The sequence below is a fragment of the Neorhizobium galegae genome, from assembly GCF_021391675.1.
Classification (GTDB): Bacteria; Pseudomonadota; Alphaproteobacteria; order Rhizobiales; family Rhizobiaceae; genus Neorhizobium; species Neorhizobium galegae_B.
The window spans coordinates 195327-218618 of the sequence record NZ_CP090095.1 but is presented as its reverse complement, the minus strand read 5'-3'; the positions used below and the strand labels follow the sequence as shown (position 1 = coordinate 218618).

Annotated in this window: 22 protein-coding genes; 12 read left to right on the top strand and 10 right to left on the bottom strand. The window is 61.9% G+C overall.

Annotation, left to right across the window (positions count from 1 at the left end):
- Positions 1–3: 3 nt before the first annotated feature.
- Positions 4–588 carry a TRAP transporter small permease gene (locus tag LZK81_RS01000; RefSeq protein WP_046602831.1) on the bottom strand — a complete coding sequence of 195 codons (585 nt, stop codon included), beginning with the start codon at positions 586–588 and terminating at the stop codon, positions 4–6.
- Positions 589–790: 202 nt separating this feature from the next.
- Between LZK81_RS01000 and LZK81_RS00995 the strand changes: the two genes are divergently transcribed.
- From LZK81_RS00995 to LZK81_RS00980, 4 genes are all read left to right on the top strand, one after another.
- The gene (locus tag LZK81_RS00995) at positions 791–4417 is read left to right on the top strand and encodes a hydantoinase B/oxoprolinase family protein (protein ID WP_233954922.1); all 3627 of its coding nucleotides are present in this window, start codon (positions 791–793) and stop codon (positions 4415–4417) included.
- 19 nt (positions 4418–4436) lie between these two features.
- Positions 4437–5645 (top strand): TIGR03862 family flavoprotein, encoded by a 1209-nt coding sequence (locus LZK81_RS00990; RefSeq protein WP_233954920.1) that lies wholly within the window; start codon positions 4437–4439, stop codon positions 5643–5645.
- A 110-nt stretch (positions 5646–5755) separates the two neighbouring features.
- Entirely contained in the window at positions 5756–6472 is a 717-nt protein-coding gene (locus LZK81_RS00985; protein WP_046602828.1) for a YoaK family protein, read from the top strand.
- An 18-nt stretch (positions 6473–6490) separates the two neighbouring features.
- Positions 6491–7279, top strand: coding sequence for a YdcF family protein (locus LZK81_RS00980; RefSeq protein WP_233954919.1), 789 nt, complete (start codon positions 6491–6493; stop codon positions 7277–7279).
- Between the two features lie 17 nt (positions 7280–7296).
- On the opposite strand, the gene LZK81_RS00975 is transcribed toward LZK81_RS00980, so the two are convergent.
- On the bottom strand, positions 7297–7773 hold the full coding sequence (locus LZK81_RS00975; protein WP_233954918.1) for a hypothetical protein: 477 nt from the start codon (positions 7771–7773) through the stop codon (positions 7297–7299).
- Positions 7774–7889: 116 nt separating this feature from the next.
- On the opposite strand from LZK81_RS00975, the gene LZK81_RS00970 reads away from it, so the two are divergent.
- Positions 7890–8546, top strand: coding sequence for a trimeric intracellular cation channel family protein (locus LZK81_RS00970; protein WP_046602825.1), 657 nt, complete (start codon positions 7890–7892; stop codon positions 8544–8546).
- Between the two features lie 6 nt (positions 8547–8552).
- Here the strand turns inward: LZK81_RS00970 and irrA are convergent, their stop codons facing one another.
- Positions 8553–8969, bottom strand: a complete 417-nt coding sequence (gene irrA, locus LZK81_RS00965) for an iron response transcriptional regulator IrrA (RefSeq protein ID WP_046603479.1) — start codon at positions 8967–8969, stop codon at positions 8553–8555.
- Positions 8970–9285: 316 nt separating this feature from the next.
- Here irrA and fabA point away from each other — a divergent pair, with 316 nt between their 5' ends.
- From fabA to fabI, 3 genes are read left to right on the top strand one after another with little or no spacing between them, the layout of a single operon-like run.
- Entirely contained in the window at positions 9286–9801 is a 516-nt protein-coding gene (gene fabA, locus LZK81_RS00960; RefSeq protein WP_037080143.1) for a 3-hydroxyacyl-[acyl-carrier-protein] dehydratase FabA, read from the top strand.
- A 47-nt stretch (positions 9802–9848) separates the two neighbouring features.
- Positions 9849–11072 carry a beta-ketoacyl-ACP synthase I gene (gene fabB / locus LZK81_RS00955; protein ID WP_105440161.1) on the top strand — a complete coding sequence of 408 codons (1224 nt, stop codon included), beginning with the start codon at positions 9849–9851 and terminating at the stop codon, positions 11070–11072.
- A 4-nt stretch (positions 11073–11076) separates the two neighbouring features.
- The gene (gene fabI, locus LZK81_RS00950) at positions 11077–11883 is read left to right on the top strand and encodes an enoyl-ACP reductase FabI (RefSeq protein WP_046611499.1); all 807 of its coding nucleotides are present in this window, start codon (positions 11077–11079) and stop codon (positions 11881–11883) included.
- A gap of 3 nt (positions 11884–11886) precedes the next feature.
- On the opposite strand, the gene LZK81_RS00945 is transcribed toward fabI, so the two are convergent.
- The 7 genes from LZK81_RS00945 to LZK81_RS00915 all read right to left on the bottom strand — a co-directional run bounded on the left by LZK81_RS00945 (position 11887) and on the right by LZK81_RS00915 (position 19732).
- Positions 11887–12468, bottom strand: a complete 582-nt coding sequence (locus LZK81_RS00945) for a hypothetical protein (protein ID WP_233954917.1) — start codon at positions 12466–12468, stop codon at positions 11887–11889.
- A gap of 17 nt (positions 12469–12485) precedes the next feature.
- A complete protein-coding gene (locus tag LZK81_RS00940; RefSeq protein ID WP_233954916.1) occupies positions 12486–13493 on the bottom strand; it encodes a class I SAM-dependent methyltransferase in 1008 nt (335 codons plus the stop codon).
- A gap of 90 nt (positions 13494–13583) precedes the next feature.
- The gene (gene pnp, locus LZK81_RS00935) at positions 13584–15716 is read right to left on the bottom strand and encodes a polyribonucleotide nucleotidyltransferase (protein ID WP_046611496.1); all 2133 of its coding nucleotides are present in this window, start codon (positions 15714–15716) and stop codon (positions 13584–13586) included.
- A gap of 335 nt (positions 15717–16051) precedes the next feature.
- A complete protein-coding gene (gene rpsO, locus LZK81_RS00930) occupies positions 16052–16321 on the bottom strand; it encodes a 30S ribosomal protein S15 (protein WP_038547700.1) in 270 nt (89 codons plus the stop codon).
- A 151-nt stretch (positions 16322–16472) separates the two neighbouring features.
- A complete protein-coding gene (gene truB / locus LZK81_RS00925) occupies positions 16473–17402 on the bottom strand; it encodes a tRNA pseudouridine(55) synthase TruB (RefSeq protein ID WP_233954915.1) in 930 nt (309 codons plus the stop codon).
- Between the two features lie 12 nt (positions 17403–17414).
- Entirely contained in the window at positions 17415–17822 is a 408-nt protein-coding gene (rbfA, locus tag LZK81_RS00920; RefSeq protein WP_046602818.1) for a 30S ribosome-binding factor RbfA, read from the bottom strand.
- Positions 17823–17998: 176 nt separating this feature from the next.
- Positions 17999–19732: a chemotaxis protein gene (locus LZK81_RS00915; RefSeq protein ID WP_233954914.1), complete on the bottom strand. Its 1734-nt coding sequence runs from the start codon at positions 19730–19732 to the stop codon at positions 17999–18001.
- Positions 19733–20067: 335 nt separating this feature from the next.
- On the opposite strand from LZK81_RS00915, the gene LZK81_RS00910 reads away from it, so the two are divergent.
- Genes LZK81_RS00910 through LZK81_RS00895 form a run of 4 tightly spaced genes read left to right on the top strand, consistent with a single transcriptional unit; the run spans position 20068 to position 23280 of the window.
- Positions 20068–20397, top strand: a complete 330-nt coding sequence (locus LZK81_RS00910; protein ID WP_052753441.1) for a hypothetical protein — start codon at positions 20068–20070, stop codon at positions 20395–20397.
- Positions 20394–20762 (top strand): response regulator, encoded by a 369-nt coding sequence (locus tag LZK81_RS00905; protein WP_046625375.1) that lies wholly within the window; start codon positions 20394–20396, stop codon positions 20760–20762. The genes LZK81_RS00910 and LZK81_RS00905 overlap by 4 nt, the downstream gene beginning before the upstream one ends.
- Positions 20759–22768, top strand: a complete 2010-nt coding sequence (locus LZK81_RS00900; RefSeq protein ID WP_046602816.1) for a chemotaxis protein CheA — start codon at positions 20759–20761, stop codon at positions 22766–22768. The genes LZK81_RS00905 and LZK81_RS00900 overlap by 4 nt, the downstream gene beginning before the upstream one ends.
- A complete protein-coding gene (locus LZK81_RS00895; RefSeq protein ID WP_037080182.1) occupies positions 22765–23280 on the top strand; it encodes a chemotaxis protein CheW in 516 nt (171 codons plus the stop codon). Before LZK81_RS00900 ends, LZK81_RS00895 begins: the two co-directional genes overlap by 4 nt.
- The last annotated feature ends 12 nt before the right edge of the window (positions 23281–23292 follow it).

Genomic DNA, 23292 nt, shown 5'->3' with positions numbered 1-23292 from the left:
GGATCACGCCCCGCTCTGCATGGCGCGCTCGATGACTTCCTCGGCCGTTTGCGGCTCCGGTTTCTCATAGCGCGGCGAACCGCCGAACAGGACATGGAGGAGTTCGTCGACGAAGGCGATGGCGAGGATGATCAAGCCGCCGCAGAAGCCGAGCTGCGGAATCCACAAGGGCACTGCGATGACGCCCTGGGACAGGTCGTTGAACTGCCAGGAGGTCTTCGTCATGTCATAGGCGAACCAGGCGAAATAAACCGCGGCGGCAGTGCCCGTGGCCAAGGCAACAATTTCGATGACCTGCCGCAGACGGCCCTTGAAACGCTCGATCAGCAATCCGACACGGATCATCTCGCCGGAGCGGAACGTGTGGGCGAGGCCGAGGAAGGCGCTTGCAGCCATGCACCAGGAGGCGAAATCGTCACCGGACGGCACGTCGATATCGAGCGGGCGCCCGGCCGAGAGCCCCAGCATGATCAGGAAAATGGCGACCAGAAAAAGCCCGGCGAGATAACCGGAAAACAGATAGAGTCCATCCAGCACCTTCCGGAGCCAATCCGGGAATATGCTGTGGCGGGGATCAACGGAGGACATGGATGGCCCTCCCGTTACAGGATCTTGAAAACGGCATGGTCGGCTCCCCTCGGTTGCCGGTTATCCGGGTGGAGCTCTTGGCGGCTTCCTGCCCGTTCAGCGAGCATGATGCTTCAATGTGCATTTTCCTGTCAACTAATCATTGACGTTTTATCGACGAAATGTTTTCGTTAGGCATCAATTTCTATTTGAGGGGCGAAACATGACCGAGGCTAAGTGGGATTTCTGGATCGATCGCGGCGGCACGTTCACCGACATCGTCGGCCGAAAGCCGGATGGATCGCTCGTCGCCCATAAGGTCCTGTCCGAAAATCCGGAAGCCTACCGCGACGCCGCCGTACAAGGGATCCGTGAGCTTCTCGGCGTGCCCGCCGGCGCCGCCATCCCCGCCGATGCGATCGGCGCTGTGAAGATGGGTACGACGGTCGCCACCAATGCGCTGCTGGAGCGCAAGGGCGAGCGCACGCTGCTCGTGACGACCCGCGGCTTCCGGGATGCGCTCGCGATCGGCTATCAGGCCCGCGCCGACATCTTTGCCAAGAAGATCATCAAGCCGGAGCTGCTCTACAAGCACGTGGTCGAGGTGGACGAGCGGGTCCGCGCCGACGGCACGATCGAGGCGGCACCGGACGAAGAGACGATCCGCGGTCAGTTGCAGGAGCAGCATGACGCCGGCTTCCGCGCCGTCGCGATCGTCTTGATGCATGCCTACCGCTTCCCGGCGCATGAGCAGCTGATTGCGCATATCGCACGCGACATCGGCTTTACCCAGGTTTCCGTCAGCCACGAGGTCTCGCCGCTGATCAAGCTGGTCGGTCGCGGCGACACGACTGTGGTCGACGCCTATCTGTCGCCGATCCTGCGCCGCTACGTGGAGCAGGTTGCCGGCGAGCTCGGGACCGGGCTCGACGTCGCCGACAATCGGGGCGCGCAGCTGATGTTCATGCAGTCCTCGGGCGGATTGACTGCGGCACGGCTGTTCCAGGGCAAGGATGCGATCCTGTCCGGCCCGGCCGGCGGCGTGGTCGGAGCAGTCGAGACTTCGCGGTTGGCGGGCTTCAACCGGATGATCGGCTTCGACATGGGCGGCACGTCGACCGACGTTTCGCATTATGACGGCGAACTGGAGCGTTCGTTCGAAACCGAGGTGGCGGGTGTTCGCATGCGCGCGCCGATGATGTCGATCCACACGGTTGCCGCCGGTGGCGGTTCGATCCTGCATTTCGAGAATGGCCGTTTTCGCGTCGGCCCGGATTCCGCCGGCGCCAATCCCGGCCCCAAAGCCTATCGCCGCGGCGGGCCGCTGACCGTGACCGACGCAAACGTCATGCTCGGCAAGCTCTCGCCAAAACTCTTCCCGGCGATCTTCGGCCCCAACCGCGACCAGCCGCTCGATGCGGATGCCGTGCGGGTCGCCTTCGAGGACATGGCCAAGGTGATCGGCGACGGCCGTTCGCCGGAAGAAGTGGCCGACGGCTTCCTGGCGATCGCCGTCGAGAACATGGCGAATGCGGTCAAGAAGATCAGCGTCCAGCGCGGTTACGACGTCACTCACTATGTGCTGACCTGCTTCGGCGGCGCCGGCGGCCAGCACGCCTGCCTGACGGCCGACGCGCTCGGCATCTCGACCGTGATGATCCATCCGTTCTCGGGCATCCTTTCCGCCTATGGCATGGGGCTGGCGGATATCCGCGCCACCCGCCAGCGCACGGTATCGCACGAGCTTGCGGCCGCGCTGGAGACGCTTGGGGCCACCCAGGACGACCTGACCGCCAGCGTGCTGGAGGAGATGGCCTCGCAGGGCGTGACTGCCTCCGAAACCGAGGTGCTGCACCGCGCCCACCTTCGCTATCAAGGCACCGATACGACACTGCCCGTAACTCTGGCCGATGCGGCAGAGATGACCGTCGCCTTCGAGACGGCGCACAAGAAGCAGTTCGGCTTCATCTTCGAAAACCGCGAGATCATTTTCGAGGCCTATGAAGTCGAGGCGATCGGCGGCGGCGCCGATTCCGACGAGCCGGAATCCGAGATCGACGACGCCAAGCCTTTCGCGGCGGAAGAAACGAAATTCTTCTCCGGCGGCGCATGGCGGGAAGCGCCGGTCTATCGCCGCGCCGATATCAAGCCGGGCTCGCGCGCAAATGGCCCCTGCCTGATCGTCGAGCCGCATCAGACGATCGTCGTGGAAGACGGCTGGGCGTTCGAGATTACCCGGCTGAACCACGTCGTGCTGAAGCGCATTGCGGAACTTTCCCGCGCCAGGCCGATCGGCACCCAAGCCGATCCGGTGCTGCTCGAAGTGTTCAACAATCTCTTCATGTCGATCGCCGAACAGATGGGCGTGACGCTGCAGAACACCGCGTCTTCGGTCAACATCAAGGAACGGCTGGATTTCTCCTGCGCCGTCTTCGATGCGGACGGCGCGCTGGTGGCGAACGCCCCGCATATGCCGGTGCATCTCGGCTCCATGGACCGCTCGGTCGAAAGCGTCATCGCCCAAAACCAGGGCAAGATCCGTCCCGGCGACGTGTTTGCGCTGAACGCCCCCTATAACGGCGGCACGCACCTGCCGGACATCACCGTCGTCACGCCGGTCTTTGATGCACAGGGCCAGAACATCCTGTTCTACGTCGCCTCGCGCGGCCATCATGCCGATGTCGGCGGTACCGCGCCGGGTTCGATGACGCCGCTTGCGACCACCGTGGACGAGGAAGGCGTGCTGTTCGACAACGTGCTGCTCGTCGATCGCGGCCGGTTCGACGAGGCCGGCATCACCGATCTCCTCTCCAACCACCCCTACCCTGCCCGCAACGTCGCCCAGAACGTCGCCGACCTGCGCGCCCAGATCGCCGCCAACGAAAAGGGCGTGCACGAGATGCGCAAGATGATCGCGCAGTTCGGGCTCGACGTGGTGCAGGCCTATATGGGCCATGTGCAGGACAATGCGGAAGAGAGTGTGCGCCGGGTCATCGAGAAGCTCGGAAATTCCGAGTTCTCGTATCCGACAGACCAGGGCAGCGTGATCAATGTGAAAATCACCGTCGACAAGGCCACGCGCGAGGCGACTGTCGATTTCACCGGAACGAGTCCGCAAAAGAAGAACAATTTCAACGCGCCGGAACCGGTAACCCGGGCCGCGGTGCTCTATGTCTTCCGCGTCATGGTCGAAAGCTCCATTCCGATGAATGCGGGATGCCTGCGGCCGATCCGGATCATCGTGCCTGAGGGTTCGATGCTGAAGCCGCAATATCCGGCGGCAGTCGTTGCCGGCAATGTCGAGACCAGCCAACATGTGACCAATGCGCTGTTCGGTGCGCTCGGTGCCATGGCTGCAAGCCAGGGCTCGATGAACAATCTCACCTTCGGCAATGCGACCTACCAGTATTACGAGACGCTGTGCTCCGGCTCGCCGGCCGGCGTGTTCAACGACGGGACCGGTTTCGAGGGCACGGATGCGGTGCATGTGCACATGACCAACTCCCGCCTCACCGATCCGGAAATCCTGGAAACCCGTTATCCGGTGCTGCTCGAGGATTTCCACATCCGCGAAAACTCCGGCGGCGGAGGCAGGTTCTCGGCCGGCAACGGCACGAAGCGCACCATCCGCTTCCTCGAGAAGATGGATTGCGCCATCCTCTCCTCGCACCGGACGATCAGGCCGCACGGGCTTGCCAGCGGCGAAACCGGCGAGCTTGGCAAAACCACGGTGCGGCGCCTCGACGGCACGCTCGAAGAGCTTGGCGGCTGCGCCCAGACGATCATCGAGGCGGGCGAGGCTGTGACCGTTCAGACACCGACGGCCGGGGGCTATGGCAAAGCGGAGTGATCTGCCTTAACCGGGAGGCATGACAAAGCAGATCGCGATCATCGGCGGCGGCCCGGCGGGCCTGATGGCGGCGGAGGTTCTCTCCGCTGCCGGCCATGCCGTGGCAGTGTATGAAGCGATGCCGACCTTCGGGCGAAAATTTCTGCTCGCCGGCAAGTCCGGGCTGAACATCACCCATTCGGAAGACTTTTCAAAGTTCACGGAGCGATTCGGAAGCGCTTCCGCGCGCCTGCGCCCTGCCCTCGGCGTATTCACGCCGGACGACGTGCAGGCCTGGGCAGCGGGTCTCGGCACGGAAACCTTCGTGGGGACCTCCGGCCGGGTGTTTCCGACAGTCATGAAGGCCTCGCCGCTGTTGCGCGCCTGGCTGCGGCGGTTGGAGGCACAGGGCGTAAAGCTCAAGGCAAGGCACCGCTGGGTGGGGTTTGCCGAAAACGGGTATCGGTTCGAAACGCCGGAAGGGCCGATCACCGTCCAGCCGGATGCTGCTCTCCTGGCACTCGGCGGCGGCAGCTGGCCGCGGCTTGGCTCGGATGCCGCCTGGGTGCCATGGCTGAGAGACAAAGGCATCGTCATCGCCGATCTGCGGCCTGCCAATTGCGGTTTCGACGTCGCCTGGAGCGAGGCGTTTCGCGAGCGTTTTGCCGGCGAGCCGCTGAAATCTGTTTCGACCACGTCCGACGCCGGCACGTTCCAGGGCGAATTCGTGGTCTCGAAACACGGGATCGAGGGCAGCCTGGTCTATGCCCATTCCGCAGCGCTCCGGGACCGGCTCTTCTCGCAAGGCCAAGCGGCATTGGCCGTCGATCTCGCACCCGGCCGCACGCTGGAGCGACTTAGCCGCGACCTTGCCCGGCAAGATGCCAAGGCGAGTTTCTCCAACCGCCTGCGCAAGGGAGCAGCGCTGGAGGGCGTGAAGACCGCTCTGCTTCGCGAACTTGTTCCGGACGCCAACCGCATGTCCCCGAAGGAACTGGCGAGGCTGATCAAGTCTCTGCAGGTCCCGGTTCTCCGTCCGCGGCCGATTGCGGAAGCGATCTCGTCCGCCGGCGGCATCGCCTGGAGCAATCTCGATGAGAACTACATGCTGAAACCGCTTCCCGGCCTGTTTGCCGCCGGGGAAATGCTCGACTGGGAGGCGCCGACGGGCGGCTACCTGCTAACCGCCTGCCTTGCGACGGGCCGCTCTGCTGCCCGAGGCGTCGAGGCGTGGCTGGGCTCGCAATAGGACTCGCTTCGGCGTTCGATTTGCGATTTCTTTCCTAGTTATCCGACATTGTCCTGGATCAACGCCTCGGGGCGTGATTCGCGCAGATTTACGCGGAGGAAAGGACCTCCATGACCAGGGAAAGACGAAGACGCATCATCCGCAGACGGCGGACCGTAACGGGTCTTGCGCTCGTTGCCGCGATTTCCTTCGTGGCGGGCATGACGGATGCGGTGGGGCTGCTGCTCTCGGGCGACTTCGTGTCCTTCATGACCGGCAACACGACCCGCGCGGCAATCTCCTTTGCCGACGGCGACTATAGCCATGCGATCATCCTCTTCATCGCGCTTTGGGTCTTTATCCTCGGCAACGCGCTCGGCATCGTGCTTGCCTATACGGTTTCGGCGCGCCGCACCTTCGTCGTGCTATCGGGCGTTTCACTCCTGCTGGCCGCGGCTTCCATCGTTCCCACGGCCGGTTATCCGCGGCTTCAATTCTATCTGATCGTGCTGTCGATGGGCATGATCAACGCGACGGTCGAGCATATCGAAGGGCTGCCGATCGGCCTCACCTATGTGACCGGCGCGCTTTCCCGTTTCGGCCGGGGCATCGGCCGCTGGCTGATCGGCGACCGCAACCCGACCGGCTGGCTGATCCAGACGGTGCCCTGGACCGGAATGGCATGCGGTGCCGTGACCGGCGCTTTTTTGACGAAATATGCTGGCAGCCATGCGCTCTGGATCGTTTCGGTTCTGGCCCTTGCGGTGGCATTGGCGACGGCGCTTCTGCCGCGCCCGCTGCACCTGCACTTCCAGCAGCCGATCGTCTCCGCCCGCCGCCGCGCCTGATCGTTTCGAAAGTCTTTGATGTTCCTGCTTTCCAAGCTCTTCTGGGTGTTTGCCCAGCCTCTCTCGATTGCTTTCCTGCTCGCGGCTCTCGCCACATGTCTGGTCTTCGTTGGCTGGCGCAGGCTCGGCGGCCTCTCGGCGCTGCTTGCCACGCTGGTGCTGTTCGTGACGCTTTTCACGACAACGGGTGCGGTAGCGCTGCAGGTGTTGGAGGACCGCATTCCAAAGCCGGGCCAGGAGCCGCAGGCGGTTTCCTGCATGATCGTGCTGGGTGGCGTGCTCGAAAACGAGGTGACGACCGCGCGTGGCGGCATAGAGCTCAACCAGGCTGCCGACCGGTTCGTGGAGGCGCTGCGGCTCGCCCGCAATCATCCGCAAGCGCGCATCCTGATATCAGGCGGCGACGGCTCGATCAGCGGTGCCTACGAAGGCGAGGCGCAGGCTTCGGAACGGTTGTTTTCCGCCTTCGGCATCCCGGCGGATCGGCTGGTGAAGGAGGACGCGTCCCGCACGACCTATGAGAATACGGTGAATACGGCCGGGCTTCTCAGGGCTCAGGGGCTCGACAACTGCCTGCTGATTACCTCGGCCTTCCATATGCCGCGCTCGATGGGCCTGTTCCGGGCGGCCGGGATAACGGTCACGCCGTGGCCGGTCGATTACCGCACCAGCGGCATCGTCCGTCTGTCGCTGGATTTCACCCAGCCGGCGCTGAATGCGCAGCTGACGACGACTGCCGCCCGCGAGTGGATGAGCCTGACTGCCTATTATCTCACCGGGCGGATCGGCGGGATCTTTCCGGGATGAGCCATGTCCAGGCCCTTTTATTTCTTCGACAGGATATTGAAATCAAGGCCGCGCACCCTGACGCGCATTTCGCAGGGCGCGGCGTCGGTGCGACCGCAGAAGCGGGGATGCATCGTCAATTCAAAAACCATGTTGCCGAAGTACTGAACGAAATCGTATTTATAAAGCTGGGCGGTGGCGACCATCACGTAGCCGCCTTCCTTGATCTGGACATAAAAATTGTAGCGGCAGCCTTCACTGGCGCAGCGTGGTCCCTTGACCCCGTCGCAGGTTACTTCGGATTGATTGGAAACGAGGTCGATCATGCCGTCGTTGTTGATGTCGAAGCGCTTGATGAAGGCCGACCCGAAATCGACGGTCTTGCATTCCTTGCGGAAGTAATCCCTCTCGTAGATTTCCGGATCGCTGAAACGCTGTGGCTGCTGAGCGAGAGCAAGTGTTGGCGCAAACACCAGGACGAGCGCCTGCACAACAATGATCAAGAGCTTTTTCACTGGCGGACCTCTGCAAATTCATCTGTTCACGGCGCGCGTCGAAGGATGACGCACGCAACGATCGGCGGTTATGCTAACGGCCTGCACTTGCGCGACGCTGGATCACAAGGTCTGACATGTCACTGCTGACGATCCTCGACTACGCCGGCATCGCACTTTTTGCGGCGACCGGCGCGCTGGCGGCCTCGCGAAAACAACTCGACCTCGTCGGCTTCCTGTTTTTCGCGGCAGTCACCGGGCTCGGCGGTGGCACGCTCAGAGACATCATCCTCGGACGAATGCCGGTCTTCTGGGTGCTCGATCCCACCTATATCCTGATCTGCGTGATTGCCGGTGCTTTCGTCTTCTGCACGGCCCATCGGGTCGAATGGCGCTATCGCCTGCTGATCTGGTTCGATGCGGTCGGGCTTGCCGCCTATAGCGTGCTCGGCGCGGCAAAAGGGCTTGCCGCCACGGGATCACCGACAATCGCGATCGTCACCGGGGCGCTGACGGCTGCCTTCGGCGGCATCCTGCGCGATCTTCTCGCCAACGAGCCCTCGGTACTGCTGAGGCCGGAAATCTACATCACCGCCGCACTCGCGGGGGCCTGCGGGTTTACCGCGGCAAATGCACTCGGCCTGCCGCTCTATGCGAGTTCTGGGCTAGGCGCGGCTCTTGCTTTCGGCCTGCGAGGCGGCGCAATCCACTATGGCTGGACATTGCCGCGCTACAAGCCGCGGGCCGGACGGGACCAGGACGAAGCCATGAGGGGCAAGAAAGGGAAAGAGTAGGAGCCGTCAGCTTTTCTTTTCGCGCAGGCGGATGATCACGTCCACATGGGCAATTTCCATGCCTTCCGGAGGTTCCGGAAGGTTGTCGATGTGAAGATTGCTGACCGGGATGTCGAGCACCTCGTTGCGGCCCTCGACGAAGAAGTGATGGTGGTCGGAAATATTGGTGTCGAAATAGGTCCTGGCGCTTTCAACCGCGAGCACCCGGATGAGACCGGCTTCAGTGAACTGATGCAAGGTATTGTAGACGGTTGCGAGCGAAACCGGGACGCCGGCGAAGGTGGCTTCCTCGTGCAGTTCCTCGACAGTCAGGTGGCGGTCACCCTTGGCGAACAGCAGATCGGCAAGCGCAACGCGCTGCCGCGTCGGACGCAGGCCGCAATGGCGCAGTCTCGTCTCGATGTCCGTCATGGCTTCTGCCATATTGCCCGTCAACTCCTGCCGTTTCACGCCCATATCAGGTATCTTGACTTTCCGATATAACTTTTACGGAGGGTAGTTTCAATAGTTTCCGGAGGATACCTGTCGCGAGAGCGCCAAAAACGCGCAATTTCGCTACAAGCCTCTGGTTTGCGCCTTTCGCTTCCTATATGCGGACCAGAACAAACGCATGTTCCAGTGGCTCGGCTGCCATCCCCAGGCGGAGCGCAAGTTCATCGTTACGCTTCAATTCCGACCGATCTTGCACTAAAGCTGCTGAAACAAAAGGTCTAAGGTTCAACGGGGGGAACGGAAATTTATGGCACCCAGGCAGTCCAGCTTCTCTTACGAAGAACTTCTCTCTTGCGCCCATGGCGAGCTGTTCGGACCCGGCAATGCGCAGCTTCCGCTGCCGCCGATGTTGATGGTCCACCGCATCACCGACATTTCAGAAACGGGCGGAGCGTTCGACAAGGGTTATCTTCGCGCCGAATACGACGTTAAGCCCGACGACTGGTATTTCCCCTGCCATTTCGAAGGCAATCCCATCATGCCGGGCTGCCTTGGCCTTGACGGCATGTGGCAATTGACCGGCTTTTTCCTCGGCTGGCTTGGCGAACCCGGACGCGGCATGGCCTTGTCGACCGGCGAAGTGAAGTTCAAGGGCATGATACGCCCGGACACCAAGCTGCTCGAGTATGGCATCGACTTCAAGCGCGTCATGCGCGGTCGTCTGGTGCTTGGCACCGCTGATGGCTGGCTCAAGGCGGATGGCGAAACCATTTACCAGGCGACAGACCTTCGTGTAGGCCTGTCGAAGGAAAAGGCCGCCTGATCCTGCTTCGCGGCCAAAGAAGAACAAGCAGAAAAGGTTTTGATGAGATGAGACGGGTAGTTGTAACGGGTCTCGGTATCGTATCCTCGATCGGAAGCGACGCCGCCGAAGTCACCGAATCCTTGCGTCAGGCGAAGTCCGGCATTTCCTTCTCTCCCGATTTCGCCGAGCACGGCTTCAAGTGCCAGGTCTGGGGCAGGCCGACGCTCGATCCGACCGAACTGGTCGATCGCCGCGCCATGCGCTTCCTCAGCCAGGGCGGCGCCTGGAACCATGTCGCCATGAAACAGGCGATCGCCGATTCCGGCCTTGAAGACAAGGATATCGGCGAGAACGAACGCACCGGCATCATCATGGGTTCGGGCGGCCCCTCCACCCGCACGCTTATCGAAGCCGCCGAGATTACCATCAAGAACAACAGCCCGAAGCGTATCGGCCCGTTCGCCGTGCCGAAAGCGATGTCGTCCACGGCATCCGCGACGCTTGCCACCTGGTTCAAGATCCACGGCGTCAACTATTCGATCTCGTCCGCCTGCTCGACATCCGCGCACTGCATCGGCAATGCCGCCGAGATGATCCAGTGGGGCAAGCAGGACGTGATGTTCGCCGGCGGCCACGAGGACCTCGACTGGACGATGTCGAACCTGTTCGACGCGATGGGCGCCATGTCCACCAAGTACAACAACGATCCCGACAAGGCCTCGCGCGCCTATGACGTCGACCGCGACGGTTTCGTCATCGCCGGCGGTGCCGGCGTGCTGGTTCTCGAAGAGCTCGAGCATGCGAAAGCTCGCGGCGCCAAGATCTACGCGGAAATCGTCGGTTACGGCGCGACGTCGGATGGCTACGACATGGTCGCCCCGTCGGGCGAAGGCGCGATGCGCTGCATGCGCCAGGCGCTGGCGACCGTAAAGGGCGATGTCGACTACATCAACACCCACGGCACCTCGACCCCGGTCGGGGACAGCAAGGAGATCGGCGCGATCCGCCAGGTCTTCGGGGACAAGATCCCGCATATCCAGTCGACCAAGTCGCTGACCGGCCATTCGCTCGGCGGTGCCGGCGTACAGGAATCGATCTACGGCCTTCTGATGATGCAGGAACGCTTCATCGGCGAAAGCGCGCATATCGAAAACCTGGACCCGGAATTCGAAGGCGTTCCGATCGTGCGCAAGCGCATCGACGACGCCAAGATCGACACGGTCCTTTCCAATTCCTTCGGGTTCGGCGGCACCAACGCCACGCTCGTCTTCCAGCGCTTTAACGGGTAATTCCATGACCGGAATCATGCAGGGGAAACGCGGCCTGATCATGGGGGTCGCCAACAATCACTCTATTGCCTGGGGGATTTCGAAAGCCGTAGCCGCGCAGGGCGCCGAACTCGCCTTCACCTACCAGGGCGACGCGCTTGGCAAGCGGGTGAAGCCGCTCGCAGCCGAGGTCAATTCGGATTTCGTCGTGCCTTGCGATGTCGAGGACATTGCCTCCGTGGACGCGACGTTCGCGGCAATCAAGGAGCGCTGGGGCAAGCTCGATTTCGTGGTGCACGCAATCGGCTTTTCCGACAAGAACGAGCTGAAGGGCCTCTACGCGGACACGACGCGCGACAATTTCAGCCGCACCATGGTGATCTCCTGTTTCTCCTTCACGGAGATCTCCAAGCGCGCAGCCGACCTGATGACCGATGGCGGCGCGATCCTGACGCTGACCTATGGCGGCTCGATGCGGGTGATCCCGAACTACAATGTCATGGGCGTTGCCAAGGCCGCACTTGAAAGCTCGGTGCGCTATCTCGCTGCCGATTACGGCCCTCGCGACATCCGCGTCAACGCGATCTCGGCAGGCCCCGTGCGCACGCTTGCGGGCGCCGGCATTTCCGATGCCCGCGCGATCTATTCCTGGAACCAGAAGAACGCGCCGTTGCGCCGCACGGCGACCATCGAGGATATCGGCGGCTCTGCCCTCTACCTGCTCTCGGACCTTTCCCGCGGCGTAACCGGCGAAATCCACTACGTGGATGCCGGCTACAACATCACGTCGCTGCCGAGCCTCGACCGGCTGCGAAACGCGGATTCGGAGTAAGCCCTATTTGGGGAAGCTTTCGGGAGGCCCGCTGTTCGCGTCGATAACGGTGCGTATGGCGGGCTTCAGATTGTATGGAACGGCTTCCAGCGCCTGAACCGCATCGAGATTGTAGCCACGCTCTTCGATTTCCCTGACGAAGGCGCGTGTCGTCACAAGTGTCATCGGAACCGTTGCTGCTGCCATGAGATTCGGAACGGCGCCGTCCTCATAGAGGACCAGTGCCTCATCCGTATCCTGCGGGTCCATCGTTTCGATGTATTCGCGAATGGCGCGTTCGCCGCTGTTCCTCAGTGCCCGCTTGAGTTTGTCCTGGGCTTCCGACGTTGTGGCGCGTTCCCGCAATGTAGCGATCGCAATGCCCTCCAACGTCTCCGCATGTTCGATCGCCCCATTCATGGACATCATCCAAGCCTGGATTTCCGGCGCATAGGGTTTGGAGAGATCACTGCAGACCTCTTCCTCGATCCGATCTACGATGACGATTCTCCGGTTGGTGAGCCGCATGGCGTCCAGAAGACCGGCCGCCGCCAAGCGGATTAACGGCCCTGCATCGGCAATGACAATCGGATCTCGATCGAGCATATCGCTCCTTCAGCAGCCTATTTCTTCGCCCATAGAACCTTAAAGCGGGCGTTGCGGCAAGTTTCGCCGCTTTCGCGGAAACCTTCCGCCAGGACGGGCTCGTAGGTGAGGCCGCGATTGGCGACCAGCATCAGCCGTCCGCCGTTCTTGAGCGCAGCCGCCGCAGTGCGGATCATCGTCTTGCCAAGTTCCGGATCAGTCGCCTGCGCTTCATGGAAAGGCGGGTTCATGATGACAAGGTCGTATTTTTCCTTCGGCGGCTCAGCGCCGAGATCCTGCCAGTAGAAACGGGCATTGAGGTCCGGGCAGTTGCGCGCGACGTTGCGCTTGGCAAATTCCAGCGCCTGGTAATCGGCCTCGAAGAGATCGATGCGGTTCACCCGCTTCGACTTCTCCGCCAGCATCACCGACAGATAACCCCAGCCGGCGCCGAAGTCGGCTGCGTTGCCGTCGAAATCGGTCGGCAGACGGCCTGCAAGCAGTTCCGAGCCTGCATCCACGCGCTCGTGGGAGAACATGCCGGGGGCCGCCTCGAACCGGGCGTCGATCACCACGGTCGACTTCTTCAACGCCTTGATCGCAGCATCCGCATCGGCGGGCCTGGCGAACCATATCGCGACGCCGTGATATTTCGGGGTGTAGTCGAGTTCGATGCCAAGCTTCAGGAGCGTGTTGCGAAGCGGCTGGATGCCGTCTTCCTTACCGCCGGCCACAATGATCACGCCGCCTGTTCTGACGCGCTCCAGAGCCTCGGCCACGCGGTTCTCGTTCTCGCCGCGATGCTTGCCGCAAAGCACCAGCCCAAAGTCATAACTGTCACCCTCGGCCTCGGGAAAGGCGCCTTCGCTCAAGGCGCGGAACAGAGGCCGAAACGACTGTACTGCGGTGATCTCGGCTGCAAACCCCTCGGGCAAGGCGTTGCCCGCCTCGGCGCCCAGGAAGAGCACACGCTCGCCTTCGCCGGGCATGGGAACCGCCTCGGTATCGAAGGGGTGGAACAGGGTTTTCAGGGCGTCTCGGCTCATGGCTAGTCTCGTGGGTTCGGTCTCGTAACAGCAGATAAACAAAAGGCGCGGAAGAGCTTCCGCGCCTCGATGTCTCGGAAGAAGAAGGCCTTATTCGGCGGCTTCGCCTTCAGCCTTCTTGAGTTCCTGGCCGGTGGCCTGGTCGACGACCTTCATCGACAGGCGAACCTTGCCGCGCTCGTCGAAGCCCATCAGCTTGACCCAGACCTTGTCGCCTTCCTTGACGACGTCCTGGGTCTTGGCAACACGCTCGGAAGCGAGCTGCGAGATGTGCACGAGGCCGTCGCGGGCGCCGAAGAAGTTCACGAAAGCACCGAAGTCGGCGGTCTTGACGACCGTGCCTTCATAGATAGCGCCAACTTCCGGCTCGGCAACGATCGAGTGGATCCACTTGCGGGCCGCTTCGATTTCCTTGCCGGAAGACGAAGCGATCTTGACGGTGCCGTCGTCCTCGATGTTGATCTTGGCGCCGGTCTTTTCGACGATTTCGCGGATGACCTTGCCGCCCGAACCGATGACTTCGCGGATCTTGTCGACCGGGATGTTCATCACTTCGATGCGCGGTGCGAATTCGCCGAGCTGGCCGCGGCTCTCGGTGATGGCATTGGCCATTTCGCCGAGGATGTGCTTGCGACCGCCCTGTGCCTGACCGAGCGCGACCTTCATGATCTCTTCGGTGATGCCGGCGATCTTGATGTCCATCTGCAGCGAGGTGATGCCGTCGGCAGTACCCGCGACCTTGAAGTCCATGTCGCCGAGGTGGTCTTCGTCGCCGAGGATGTCGGAGAGAACTGCGAAGCGTTCACCCTCGAGGATGAGGCCCATGGCGATGCCGGCAACCGGCTTGGCCAGCGGAACGCCGGCGTCCATCAGTGCGAGCGAGGTGCCGCAGACGGTCGCCATCGAAGACGAGCCGTTGGACTCGGTGATTTCGGAAACGACGCGCAGCGTGTAGGGGAACTGCTCGACGGTCGGCAGCATCGGGCGGATGGCGCGCCATGCGAGCTTGCCATGGCCGATTTCGCGGCGGCCCGGGGAGCCCATGCGGCCAGTTTCACCGACCGAGTAGGGAGGGAAGTTGTAATGGAGGAGGAAGCGCTCCTTGTACATGCCCGTCAGGCTGTCGACGTACTGCTCGTCTTCGCCGGTGCCGAGCGTGGCGACAACGATCGCCTGGGTCTCGCCGCGGGTGAAGAGGGCCGAACCGTGGGTGCGCGGCAGGATGCCGACTTCCGAGACGATCGGACGAACGGTTTCAAGGTCGCGGCCGTCGATGCGGCTCTTGGTGTCGAGGATGTTCCAGCGAACGATCTTGGCCTGCAGGTGCTTGAAGACGGCGCCGATGACTTCAGCATTGTACTTCGGCTCGACGCCTTCCGGGAAGAAGTGAGCCTTGACCTTCGCCTTGACGGCGTCGACGGCTGCGTAACGGTCAGCCTTCTGGGTGATCTTGTAGCCTTCGCGAAGCTCGGCTTCGAAATGCTTCAGCATTTCGGCTTCGAGCTCGGAATGGTCTTCCGGTTCGAATTCGCGGGGTTCCTTGGCGGCGACTTCAGCGAGCTTGATGATCGCGTCGATGACCGGCTGGAAACCGCGGTGGCCGAACATGACGGCGCCGAGCATGATGTCTTCGTTGAGTTCCTTGGCTTCGGATTCAACCATCAGGACGGCATCGCCCGTACCGGCGACAATGAGGTCGAGGGTGGACTCGTCCATCTCGTCGAGATGCGGGTTCAGAACGTATTCGCCGTTGATGTAACCGACGCGAGCGCCGCCGACCGGGCCCATGAAGGGAACGCCGGAGAGCGTCAGCGCTGCGGAAGCCGCGACCATCGACAAAACGTCCGGATCGTTCTCAAGGTCGTGCTGCACGACGGTAACGACGACCTGGGTGTCGTTCTTGTAGCCTTCCGGGAAGAGCGGGCGGATCGGGCGGTCGATCAGGCGGGAAACCAGCGTTTCCTTTTCCGACGGGCGGCCTTCGCGCTTGAAATAGCCGCCCGGGATCTTGCCGGCGGCATAGGTCTTTTCCTGGTAGTTGACGGTGAGCGGGAAGAAATCCTGGCCAGGCTTCGGAGCCTTGGCGGAAACGACGGTCGCGAGAACGACGGTCTCGCCGTAGGTCGCGAGAACCGCGCCGTCAGCCTGACGGGCGATCTTGCCCGTTTCCAGTCTCAGCGGGCGGCCTGCCCATTCGATTTCGACGGAATGTGTATTGAACATATGTCTTGTCCTTCAATGCGGGAGCACACGCATCGCCGATATGGGGCGCAGCGCACAGTCGACCGCAATCAATGTGACACATCATGGGCAAGACAACGGGAGGCTTTGCATCACCGGCATCCTGGAAAAGGAGCCGCGGCTAAAGCCCCGAGGGCTTTGGCCGAAAGCATCCGGCAATCCTGCCCCATGACAGGTCAACGGTTTGTTTGGCAGATCCGGCCCATCCGGGTCTGCGGGCAGTCACCACGCGAACTAGGGCGTAGCGCAAACATTTCATCGGACCTTGGCCCGAATAAAGAACCGGCAGGCGCCCCAAGAACGCCCACCGGAAATTTTTAGCGGCGAATACCCAGAGCAGCAATGATCTTGCTGTAACGGGCCTCGTCCTTCTTCTTGAGATAATCAAGAAGCGAGCGACGGGTGGAAACCATGGTCAGAAGACCACGACGCGAGTGGTTGTCCTTCTTGTGATCCTTGAAGTGACCCGTCAGGTTGTTGATGCGTTCCGTTAGGATTGCGACCTGAATTTCCGGAGAACCGGTGTCGCCTTCGACGGTTGCATATTCCTTGATCAGCGCAGTCTTGCGCTCGGCAGTGATCGACATCTTACGATCCTTTCGTAAAGAGGAGAACGAGACGCCAGAAGCCGAGATGTCGTTCAGCTTCGGCCATGAATGCAGTAGGATGCCTATAGGCTCCTGATGCTGGCGCTGCCTATAGACCATTCACGTTGCAATTGGAAGAGGCGTCCGCCGATCAGCCGAACACCCGCTTCGGCCGGAATTCGCCCTGGCCGATCTCGCCGATGGCGATCAGCTTGCCACGTACCGTCGCATAGGCCTCGGCCTCCGCAAGCGGCGCATCGCGGCCGCGCAGGATGACCGGATTGCCCATTTTCAACCTGTGCGCCTGATCGTCGGTGACGGGCAGGTGCGGCAGGCTGGACAGCGCTTCGGCGGTATCGATCAGGAATTCATCGAGCGCCGCCAGGCGTTCGTCTCGGTCCTCGATCTCCTCAAGCGCCACGAGATCGGCGAGCGGCACCATCTTTTCCTCGGCGAACGGTGCGACGAAGGTGCGGCGCAGGTCGGAAATATGACCATAGCAGCCGAGATCGCGGCCGAAATCGCGGGCGAGCGCCCGCACATAGGTGCCCTTGCCGCATTCCACCTCGAAATGCGCCTTGTCCGTATTGACGCCAAGCAGCGTCAACCGGAAGATCTCCACCTCACGCGAGGGGATATCGACTGTTTCGCCGTCGCGAGCTAGGTCATAGGCGCGTTCGCCGGCGATCTTGATGGCCGAGAACTGCGGCGGGATCTGGCTGATCGTGCCGGTATATTTCGGCAGGAGGTCGCGGATCGACTGTTCGTCGGGGCGCGTGTCGGAAGCGGCCGTGACTTCGCCTTCGAGGTCGTCCGTCGAGCGCTCTTCGCCCCAGCTGACGGCGAACTCATAGATCTTGCGGCCATCCATGACGTAGGGCACGGTCTTGGTCGCATCGCCGAGCGCGATCGGCAGCATACCGGAGGCGAGCGGATCGAGCGTACCAGCGTGGCCGGCCTTCTGGGCGTTGAACAGCCACTTGATCTTGGAGACGGCTTCGGTGGAGCCGAAATCGACCGGTTTGTCGAGGATCAGCCAGCCAGAAATCGGGCGGCCCTTTGGTTTGCGGGGTTTTGACATGCGTTCTCTTGATTATTCTTTGTCTTCATTGCCGCCGTCGAGATCCCGCTGGACCTCCGGCGAGCGCAGCAGCTCATCGATCTTCTTGTAATTATCGAAGCTGGTATCGTCGCGGAAGCGGACTTCCGGCATGTATTTCATCTGCCGGAGCTGGCCGCCGATACGGCCGCGAATGTATTTCGCGTTGCGGTTCAGCGCCTCGATGACTGCCGCATGGTCCGGCACGCCGAGCGGTGTCACGTAGGCCGTAGCGACTTTCAGGTCCGTCGACATGCGGACCTCGGACACCGAGATCACGGTCTTCTCGATCAGGTCGTCGCGCACTTCGCCGCGCTGGAGGACCTGGGTTATGGCGGCGCGGACCTGCTCGCCAACGCGAAGCATGCGCTGGGACGGCGCCGAGGATGATGCCTTGGTCATTTTATTTCTCTTCTAGAGCACTTGCGGGGTTCGTCCCGTATTCCAAGCGCTGCGTCAGCAAAGGCGGTCACATGACCCAGGCGCGCCCAAAGGTCAAGGCGCGGCCTTCGCTTTATCTTAACAGGACAGGCTGCCGGATGCAGCCCCCAAACCCGGCTCCCGCAGGTACCGGCCGATCAGAACAGGGCGTCGTCGATATCGTCGTCGGACATGGTGGTCGTGACGGCCGAGGCTTGCACCGGTGGTTCGGTGCCGAGCAGTGCGGCATGCAGTTCGCGTTCGCTCACCATTGTATAGAGGCGGGCAATGCGGCCGCCGACATCGGCAAGCGCTCCTTCGAGACCCGGCGCTTCGAAGACGTCCTTATCGAGCTCCATCTCATTGGCGCAGGAGCGCAGCACCTCGCCGAGTTCAGCATTGAAGTTCAGCCGGGCGAGCGAGATATCCATCTCGCCGACCGCCGTCCTGCTCTGATCGCCGAGCGCCGACATCTGGGCATCCATCCGGTCGCCGACCGAGCGGATGTTTTCAAGCGCGTTTTCCAAACGCTGGTCGAGGCTTTGTTCGCTCTCTTCGCCATGGGCGCTGGTCAGCTTGTTGGCGGCGATTTCAAGCGTCTGGAGTTCGATCAGGATCTTTTCGGCCGTCTCGTCGAGCACCGCGGCGAAGTTCCGCAGTTCGGCGGTCACGACGTTGATCGCCCTGCCTTCCTCACCGATCTTGCCGCAACGGAGGTTGGTGTTGAGCGCCATATAGTGAATGTCGGTGCGCACGACCTTGACTATGCCGATGCCGTCGAGAAGTTCCCGGACCGTATCGCTGGTCGACCGGCTGAGCTCACCGGCGTGGTGGGCAACATCCTCGATTTCGCGCACGGCACCGCGAGCTGCGGCCACGCCGCTCTCGAGCTGCCGGATCGCATTGTCGTTGTCGCCGCTATCGGCGTCGGTCATCGTCGCGCGCAGGGCCTCGATCTGCGACAGATCCGACCGGAAGCTTGCGACGATGGCAACGATCTTTGCGGTATCGCGATCGAAGTCGGAGATGGATTGATTGAGCTGCAACGATACGAGCTTGCGGATGATCAGCGACAGGCTTTCGCGCTGGGCGCCGGTCAGCCTGGCAGCCGCAGGCGACTCCAGATAATCGGAAAGGATGCGCAAGGCCGACTGGCAATGTTCGATGCGCTGGCGGGTGATATCGCCGACCTGCATGGCCGACAGCGTCGAGGCGAGCTTCGATTGGATGCCGCTTGCAACGGTACGTACCCTCGCGGCGCGCTCGACCAGCAGCTTGCGGTGCTTGCCGATCTCCACCGCGCCGTTGGAGAGGCCGACAACGATCTGCGGCACCGTTTGCTCGTAGCTTGCCAGGATCGCCTTTCCCTTGACCATCACCGGTCCAAGACCGTGGCCGAGGGTGCTCAGCTTGCCGGCCAGATCGTTGACCTGGCGCGAGCCCTCCTGGATCCTTGCGAGAATTTCCTCTGCGAAACCGGCGAAATCGGCGATCCCGGCACCGGTGATCTTGGCGGTCACCGCGAAGGTACGCAGATAGCGCAGCGTTTCCTGCATCTCTTCGATCTGGGGCCGGAGCTTGCGCTCTGCGCAGGCGATTTCCTGGAAGCCGACCTGCCTTCCGGATTCGAGCCTGGTCAGGTGCGACAGGCGCTCGACCGTGCTCTTCAGTTCGGCCATCGTGGCGTTTGCCGTTCCTTCATCCAGCGAACCGGTCAACTGGTCGAGAGAGCTGATCAGCTTGTTCAGCACGTCAAGAATCGACAGGAGCGCCGCCCCGCCGTCGAGAAAGCGTTCCTCGATACGCGACCGCGCCGTTTCCATCCGGTCGACCAAGACCAGAACGCCCGTCGAATTGTCTGCGACGTCAAAAATGGGTGCCCTGACAGCCACTTTGCCTCACCTTTCGGGTCCCGCGGGACCTCTGCCTGCTGACGATAACGACGATGAACTCGTCTGTATTGTTTTGGGACGGCTCCACACCAGCAAGTTCGTGGATGGTTCCGTCCTGCGTGAGAGCTACCTTGAGCGACGAGGAGTTAATTCCCGTAGAATACGGCGTTCCCATTGCGACTTGTGGTTAATGTTTCCGCCCCCAGGCAAGGCAAAATACAACCTATCAGTATTGTTTCGCGAAAAGTCGCCATGGCGGATTAACTCGTGATTAATGATCTAAGTCCAAATTTAGCCAGCTATTTCAGCTTTCTCGGAAATATATTGAGGTAAGAATGCCCGCTTCCGCAGTTAAAGAGGATTGTTTTCGCCTGCCGCAGAACCTGACCGTTCGCGCAATCACCATTGTCCAGCAGGAAATGCTGCAATTTCTCGACAAGACTGCTTCCGCAACCATCGAACTCGACGATGACTGCCAAGTGGACATCAGCTTCATACAACTCATGGAAGCGGCCCGCATCTGTGCGGGTACAGCCGGAAAACACATTGCGTTAGCCCGTCCCGCCAGCGGTCCGACGCTCGATGTCCTGACGCGCAGCGGCTTCCTCGAAGGAATGTCCGCTGAAGATCTGAAATTCTGGCTTCATCAAGGGGGAATTCAATGAGCGCCAGCATCCTAACAGTCGACGATTCCGCCAGCATTCGGCTGACGACGCGCGTCGCCCTCAGCAATGCCGGATATCAGATCACCGAGGCAGTCGATGGACTGGACGGCATCGCCAAGCTCAAGGCCAGCCAGTTCGACCTGATCGTCACCGATCTCAACATGCCGAACATGGACGGCCTGACGATGATCCGGGAACTGCGCAAGATGCCGGCTCACATGGGCGTTCCGGTCATCTTCCTGACGACGGAATCCGACAACGACATCAAGCAGGAAGCCAAGGCCGCCGGTGCCACCGGCTGGCTCACCAAGCCATTCGACCCGGAAAGCCTGGTCAAGATCGTCCGAAAGGTACTCGGCAGATGAGCTTTCCCGATCCTATCGCGGTTTTTAGGACAGAAGCGGCCGAGCTTCTGGAACAGATCGAAGCAGGGCTTCTCGACCTGAACGTAAACCTCGGCGACAAGGATCAGGTGGACGCGGTCTTCCGCGGCCTCCATACGTTGAAGGGATCGGGAGCCATGTTCGGCTTCGATGCCCTCGCCGCCTTCACCCATCACTGCGAGACGGCCTTCGACCGCGTCCGCAAGGGCGAGGTTCCGGCAACCCGGGAACTGGTCACCGCAGTTCTGGAAGCCAAGGATCACATGCGTGCCCTGGTCGACACGCCGAATGGCGACCATGAGGCAACGGGCGAAGCGCTTCTCGCCAATCTGCGCGCCGCCGTCGATGGCGCCAACAGCTCGGGTGCTGGCAGCCCCGCCAAGGCTGCACCGGGCCAGAACCATTTCAAGATCCGCTTCAGCCTGCCGCAGAACGCGATGGCAAACGGCACCAATCCGCTGCCGCTTCTCGACGAACTGCGCGAGCTCGGCGAATGCAAGATCGTGGCAGACCGTTCCGCGATCCCATCGCTCGAACTTCTCGCCCCGACGGATCTTTATGTCTCCTGGGAAGTCGAACTCCTGACCACCCAACCGCGTTCGGCAATCGACGACGTGTTCATCTTCGTCATGGACGAAATGCAGCTCGACGTCGTCACGGTAGAGCCTCCGCTTGCCGCAAGGACACCAGCCAAGAGTGCAGCCCCGGTTGCGGAAGCCCTGCCTGCCGCTGCACCCCAGGCCGTTGCAGCCGCACCGGCCGTCCCACCTGCACCGGCCGCTCCGGCACTCGTCGATGCAAAGCAGAAAAAGACCTCCGAAAACGTCCGCGTGCCGGCCGAAAAGCTCGACGAGCTGATGGACCGGGTCGGCGAGCTCGTGATCGCCCAGTCGCGCCTCAGCCAGCTTGCGGGCGGCAGCGGCGATCTGCAGCTGCGGGCCGTCTCGGAAGACGTGGAACGCCTTTCCGGCGAGCTGCGGGATACGATGATGGTGCTGCGCATGGTGCCGGTCACCCAGCTCTTCGGGCGCTTCCGTAGGCTGGTACACGATCTGGCGCATGAAACCGGCAAGACGATCGAGCTGTTGACCGAAGGCGAAACCACGGAAGTCGACAAGAGCGTGATCGAACGCCTTGCCGATCCTCTCGTGCATCTCGTGCGCAACTCCTGCGACCACGGTCTCGAGACACCCGAGGAACGGCGCGCCGCCGGCAAGCCGGAGGCGGGCCACATCCTGCTCTCCGCCCGCCAGCAGGCCGGCGAAGTCATCATCACCATCAAGGACGATGGCCGCGGCATCAACAAGGAGCGGGTGCGGGCCAAGGCGGAATCCTCCGGTCTTATCGCACCCAATGCCAACCTCACCGACCAGGAACTCTATCAGCTGATCTTCCAGCCCGGCTTCTCGACGGCCCAAACGGTCACCAACCTCTCCGGCCGCGGCGTCGGCATGGACGTGGTCAAGCGGACGATCGACGCGCTGCGCGGCACGATCAACGTCACAAGCCACGTCGGCAAGGGTTCCGAGATCTCGCTCGCCATCCCGCTGACGCTCGCGATCATCGACGGACTGCTCGTGCGGGTCGGCGACGGCCGCTATGTCATTCCGCTTTCGGCGGTAGAGGAATGCCTCGAGCTTCCGATCGAAGAAGACATGCGATCACGCGGCCGCAGCTTCATCTCGCTGCGCGACAGCCTGGTGCCGTTCCTCAGGCTTCGCGATCTCTTCCGCACCGGCACCAAACCCGATCCCTTCCAGAAGGTGGTCGTCATCTCGACCGGTTCCGAACGGGTGGGCCTGGTCGTCGACCAGATCATCGGCGACCACCAGACGGTCATCAAGGGAATGTCGAAACTGCACCATGACGTCGCCACCTTCTCGGGTGCGACCATCCTCGGCGACGGGGACGTGGCGCTGATCCTCGACGTCGGCCATCTCGTGGCCGAAGGACAACAACAGGAGGCGCATCTGCGCGCGGCCGGATGAACGAAGCAGTCAGAAAGATCTCCGAAAACCTCTGGGGCGGCCGCGACGAGCTGGAAGTCCTGACATTCGACATCGCCGGCGAGATGTTCGCGCTGGAAGCCGTGAGCGTACAGGAAATTCTCGATCTCCTACCCGAGACCATGGTTCCCGGCGCAAAAGCCTTCGTCGGCAGCGTCATCAACTTCCGCGGCAAGGTCATTCCGCTTGCCGATATCCGGCTTGCATTCGGCATGGAAGCGACCAAGCCGACGATCGACAGCCGGATCATCGTCATCGCGATCAACATCGGCGGCGAGCCTGTTCTTGCAGGTATTCGCACAGACAAAGTGCATGAGGTCACCACGCTGCTCCGCGCCGCCGGCGAACCGCCGCCGAGCGTTGGCATGCGCTGGCGGCCGGATTTCATCGATTGCCTCGTCAAGCGGGGGGCGGAATTCATCATCCTCCCCAATCTCCAGGCGATCTTCTCCGCCCAACACGACCATTCCGCGACCGGGGCTTCCCACGGTTGATCACCCTTTTGA

Bases quoted from the DNA above. Each gene is read 5' to 3' on its own strand.
- LZK81_RS01000 (WP_046602831.1), bottom strand. From the start codon at position 588: ATGTCCTCCGTTGATCCCCGCCACAGCATATTCCCGGATTGGCTCCGG.
- LZK81_RS00995 (WP_233954922.1), top strand. From the start codon at position 791: ATGACCGAGGCTAAGTGGGATTTCTGGATCGATCGCGGCGGCACGTTC.
- LZK81_RS00990 (WP_233954920.1), top strand. From the start codon at position 4,437: ATGACAAAGCAGATCGCGATCATCGGCGGCGGCCCGGCGGGCCTGATG.
- LZK81_RS00985 (WP_046602828.1), top strand. From the start codon at position 5,756: ATGACCAGGGAAAGACGAAGACGCATCATCCGCAGACGGCGGACCGTA.
- LZK81_RS00980 (WP_233954919.1), top strand. From the start codon at position 6,491: ATGTTCCTGCTTTCCAAGCTCTTCTGGGTGTTTGCCCAGCCTCTCTCG.
- LZK81_RS00970 (WP_046602825.1), top strand. From the start codon at position 7,890: ATGTCACTGCTGACGATCCTCGACTACGCCGGCATCGCACTTTTTGCG.
- irrA (WP_046603479.1), bottom strand. From the start codon at position 8,969: ATGGCAGAAGCCATGACGGACATCGAGACGAGACTGCGCCATTGCGGC.
- fabA (WP_037080143.1), top strand. From the start codon at position 9,286: ATGGCACCCAGGCAGTCCAGCTTCTCTTACGAAGAACTTCTCTCTTGC.
- fabB (WP_105440161.1), top strand. From the start codon at position 9,849: ATGAGACGGGTAGTTGTAACGGGTCTCGGTATCGTATCCTCGATCGGA.
- fabI (WP_046611499.1), top strand. From the start codon at position 11,077: ATGACCGGAATCATGCAGGGGAAACGCGGCCTGATCATGGGGGTCGCC.
- LZK81_RS00945 (WP_233954917.1), bottom strand. From the start codon at position 12,468: ATGCTCGATCGAGATCCGATTGTCATTGCCGATGCAGGGCCGTTAATC.
- LZK81_RS00940 (WP_233954916.1), bottom strand. From the start codon at position 13,493: ATGAGCCGAGACGCCCTGAAAACCCTGTTCCACCCCTTCGATACCGAG.
- pnp (WP_046611496.1), bottom strand. From the start codon at position 15,716: ATGTTCAATACACATTCCGTCGAAATCGAATGGGCAGGCCGCCCGCTG.
- rpsO (WP_038547700.1), bottom strand. From the start codon at position 16,321: ATGTCGATCACTGCCGAGCGCAAGACTGCGCTGATCAAGGAATATGCA.
- truB (WP_233954915.1), bottom strand. From the start codon at position 17,402: ATGTCAAAACCCCGCAAACCAAAGGGCCGCCCGATTTCTGGCTGGCTG.
- rbfA (WP_046602818.1), bottom strand. From the start codon at position 17,822: ATGACCAAGGCATCATCCTCGGCGCCGTCCCAGCGCATGCTTCGCGTT.
- LZK81_RS00910 (WP_052753441.1), top strand. From the start codon at position 20,068: ATGCCCGCTTCCGCAGTTAAAGAGGATTGTTTTCGCCTGCCGCAGAAC.
- LZK81_RS00905 (WP_046625375.1), top strand. From the start codon at position 20,394: ATGAGCGCCAGCATCCTAACAGTCGACGATTCCGCCAGCATTCGGCTG.
- LZK81_RS00900 (WP_046602816.1), top strand. From the start codon at position 20,759: ATGAGCTTTCCCGATCCTATCGCGGTTTTTAGGACAGAAGCGGCCGAG.
- LZK81_RS00895 (WP_037080182.1), top strand. From the start codon at position 22,765: ATGAACGAAGCAGTCAGAAAGATCTCCGAAAACCTCTGGGGCGGCCGC.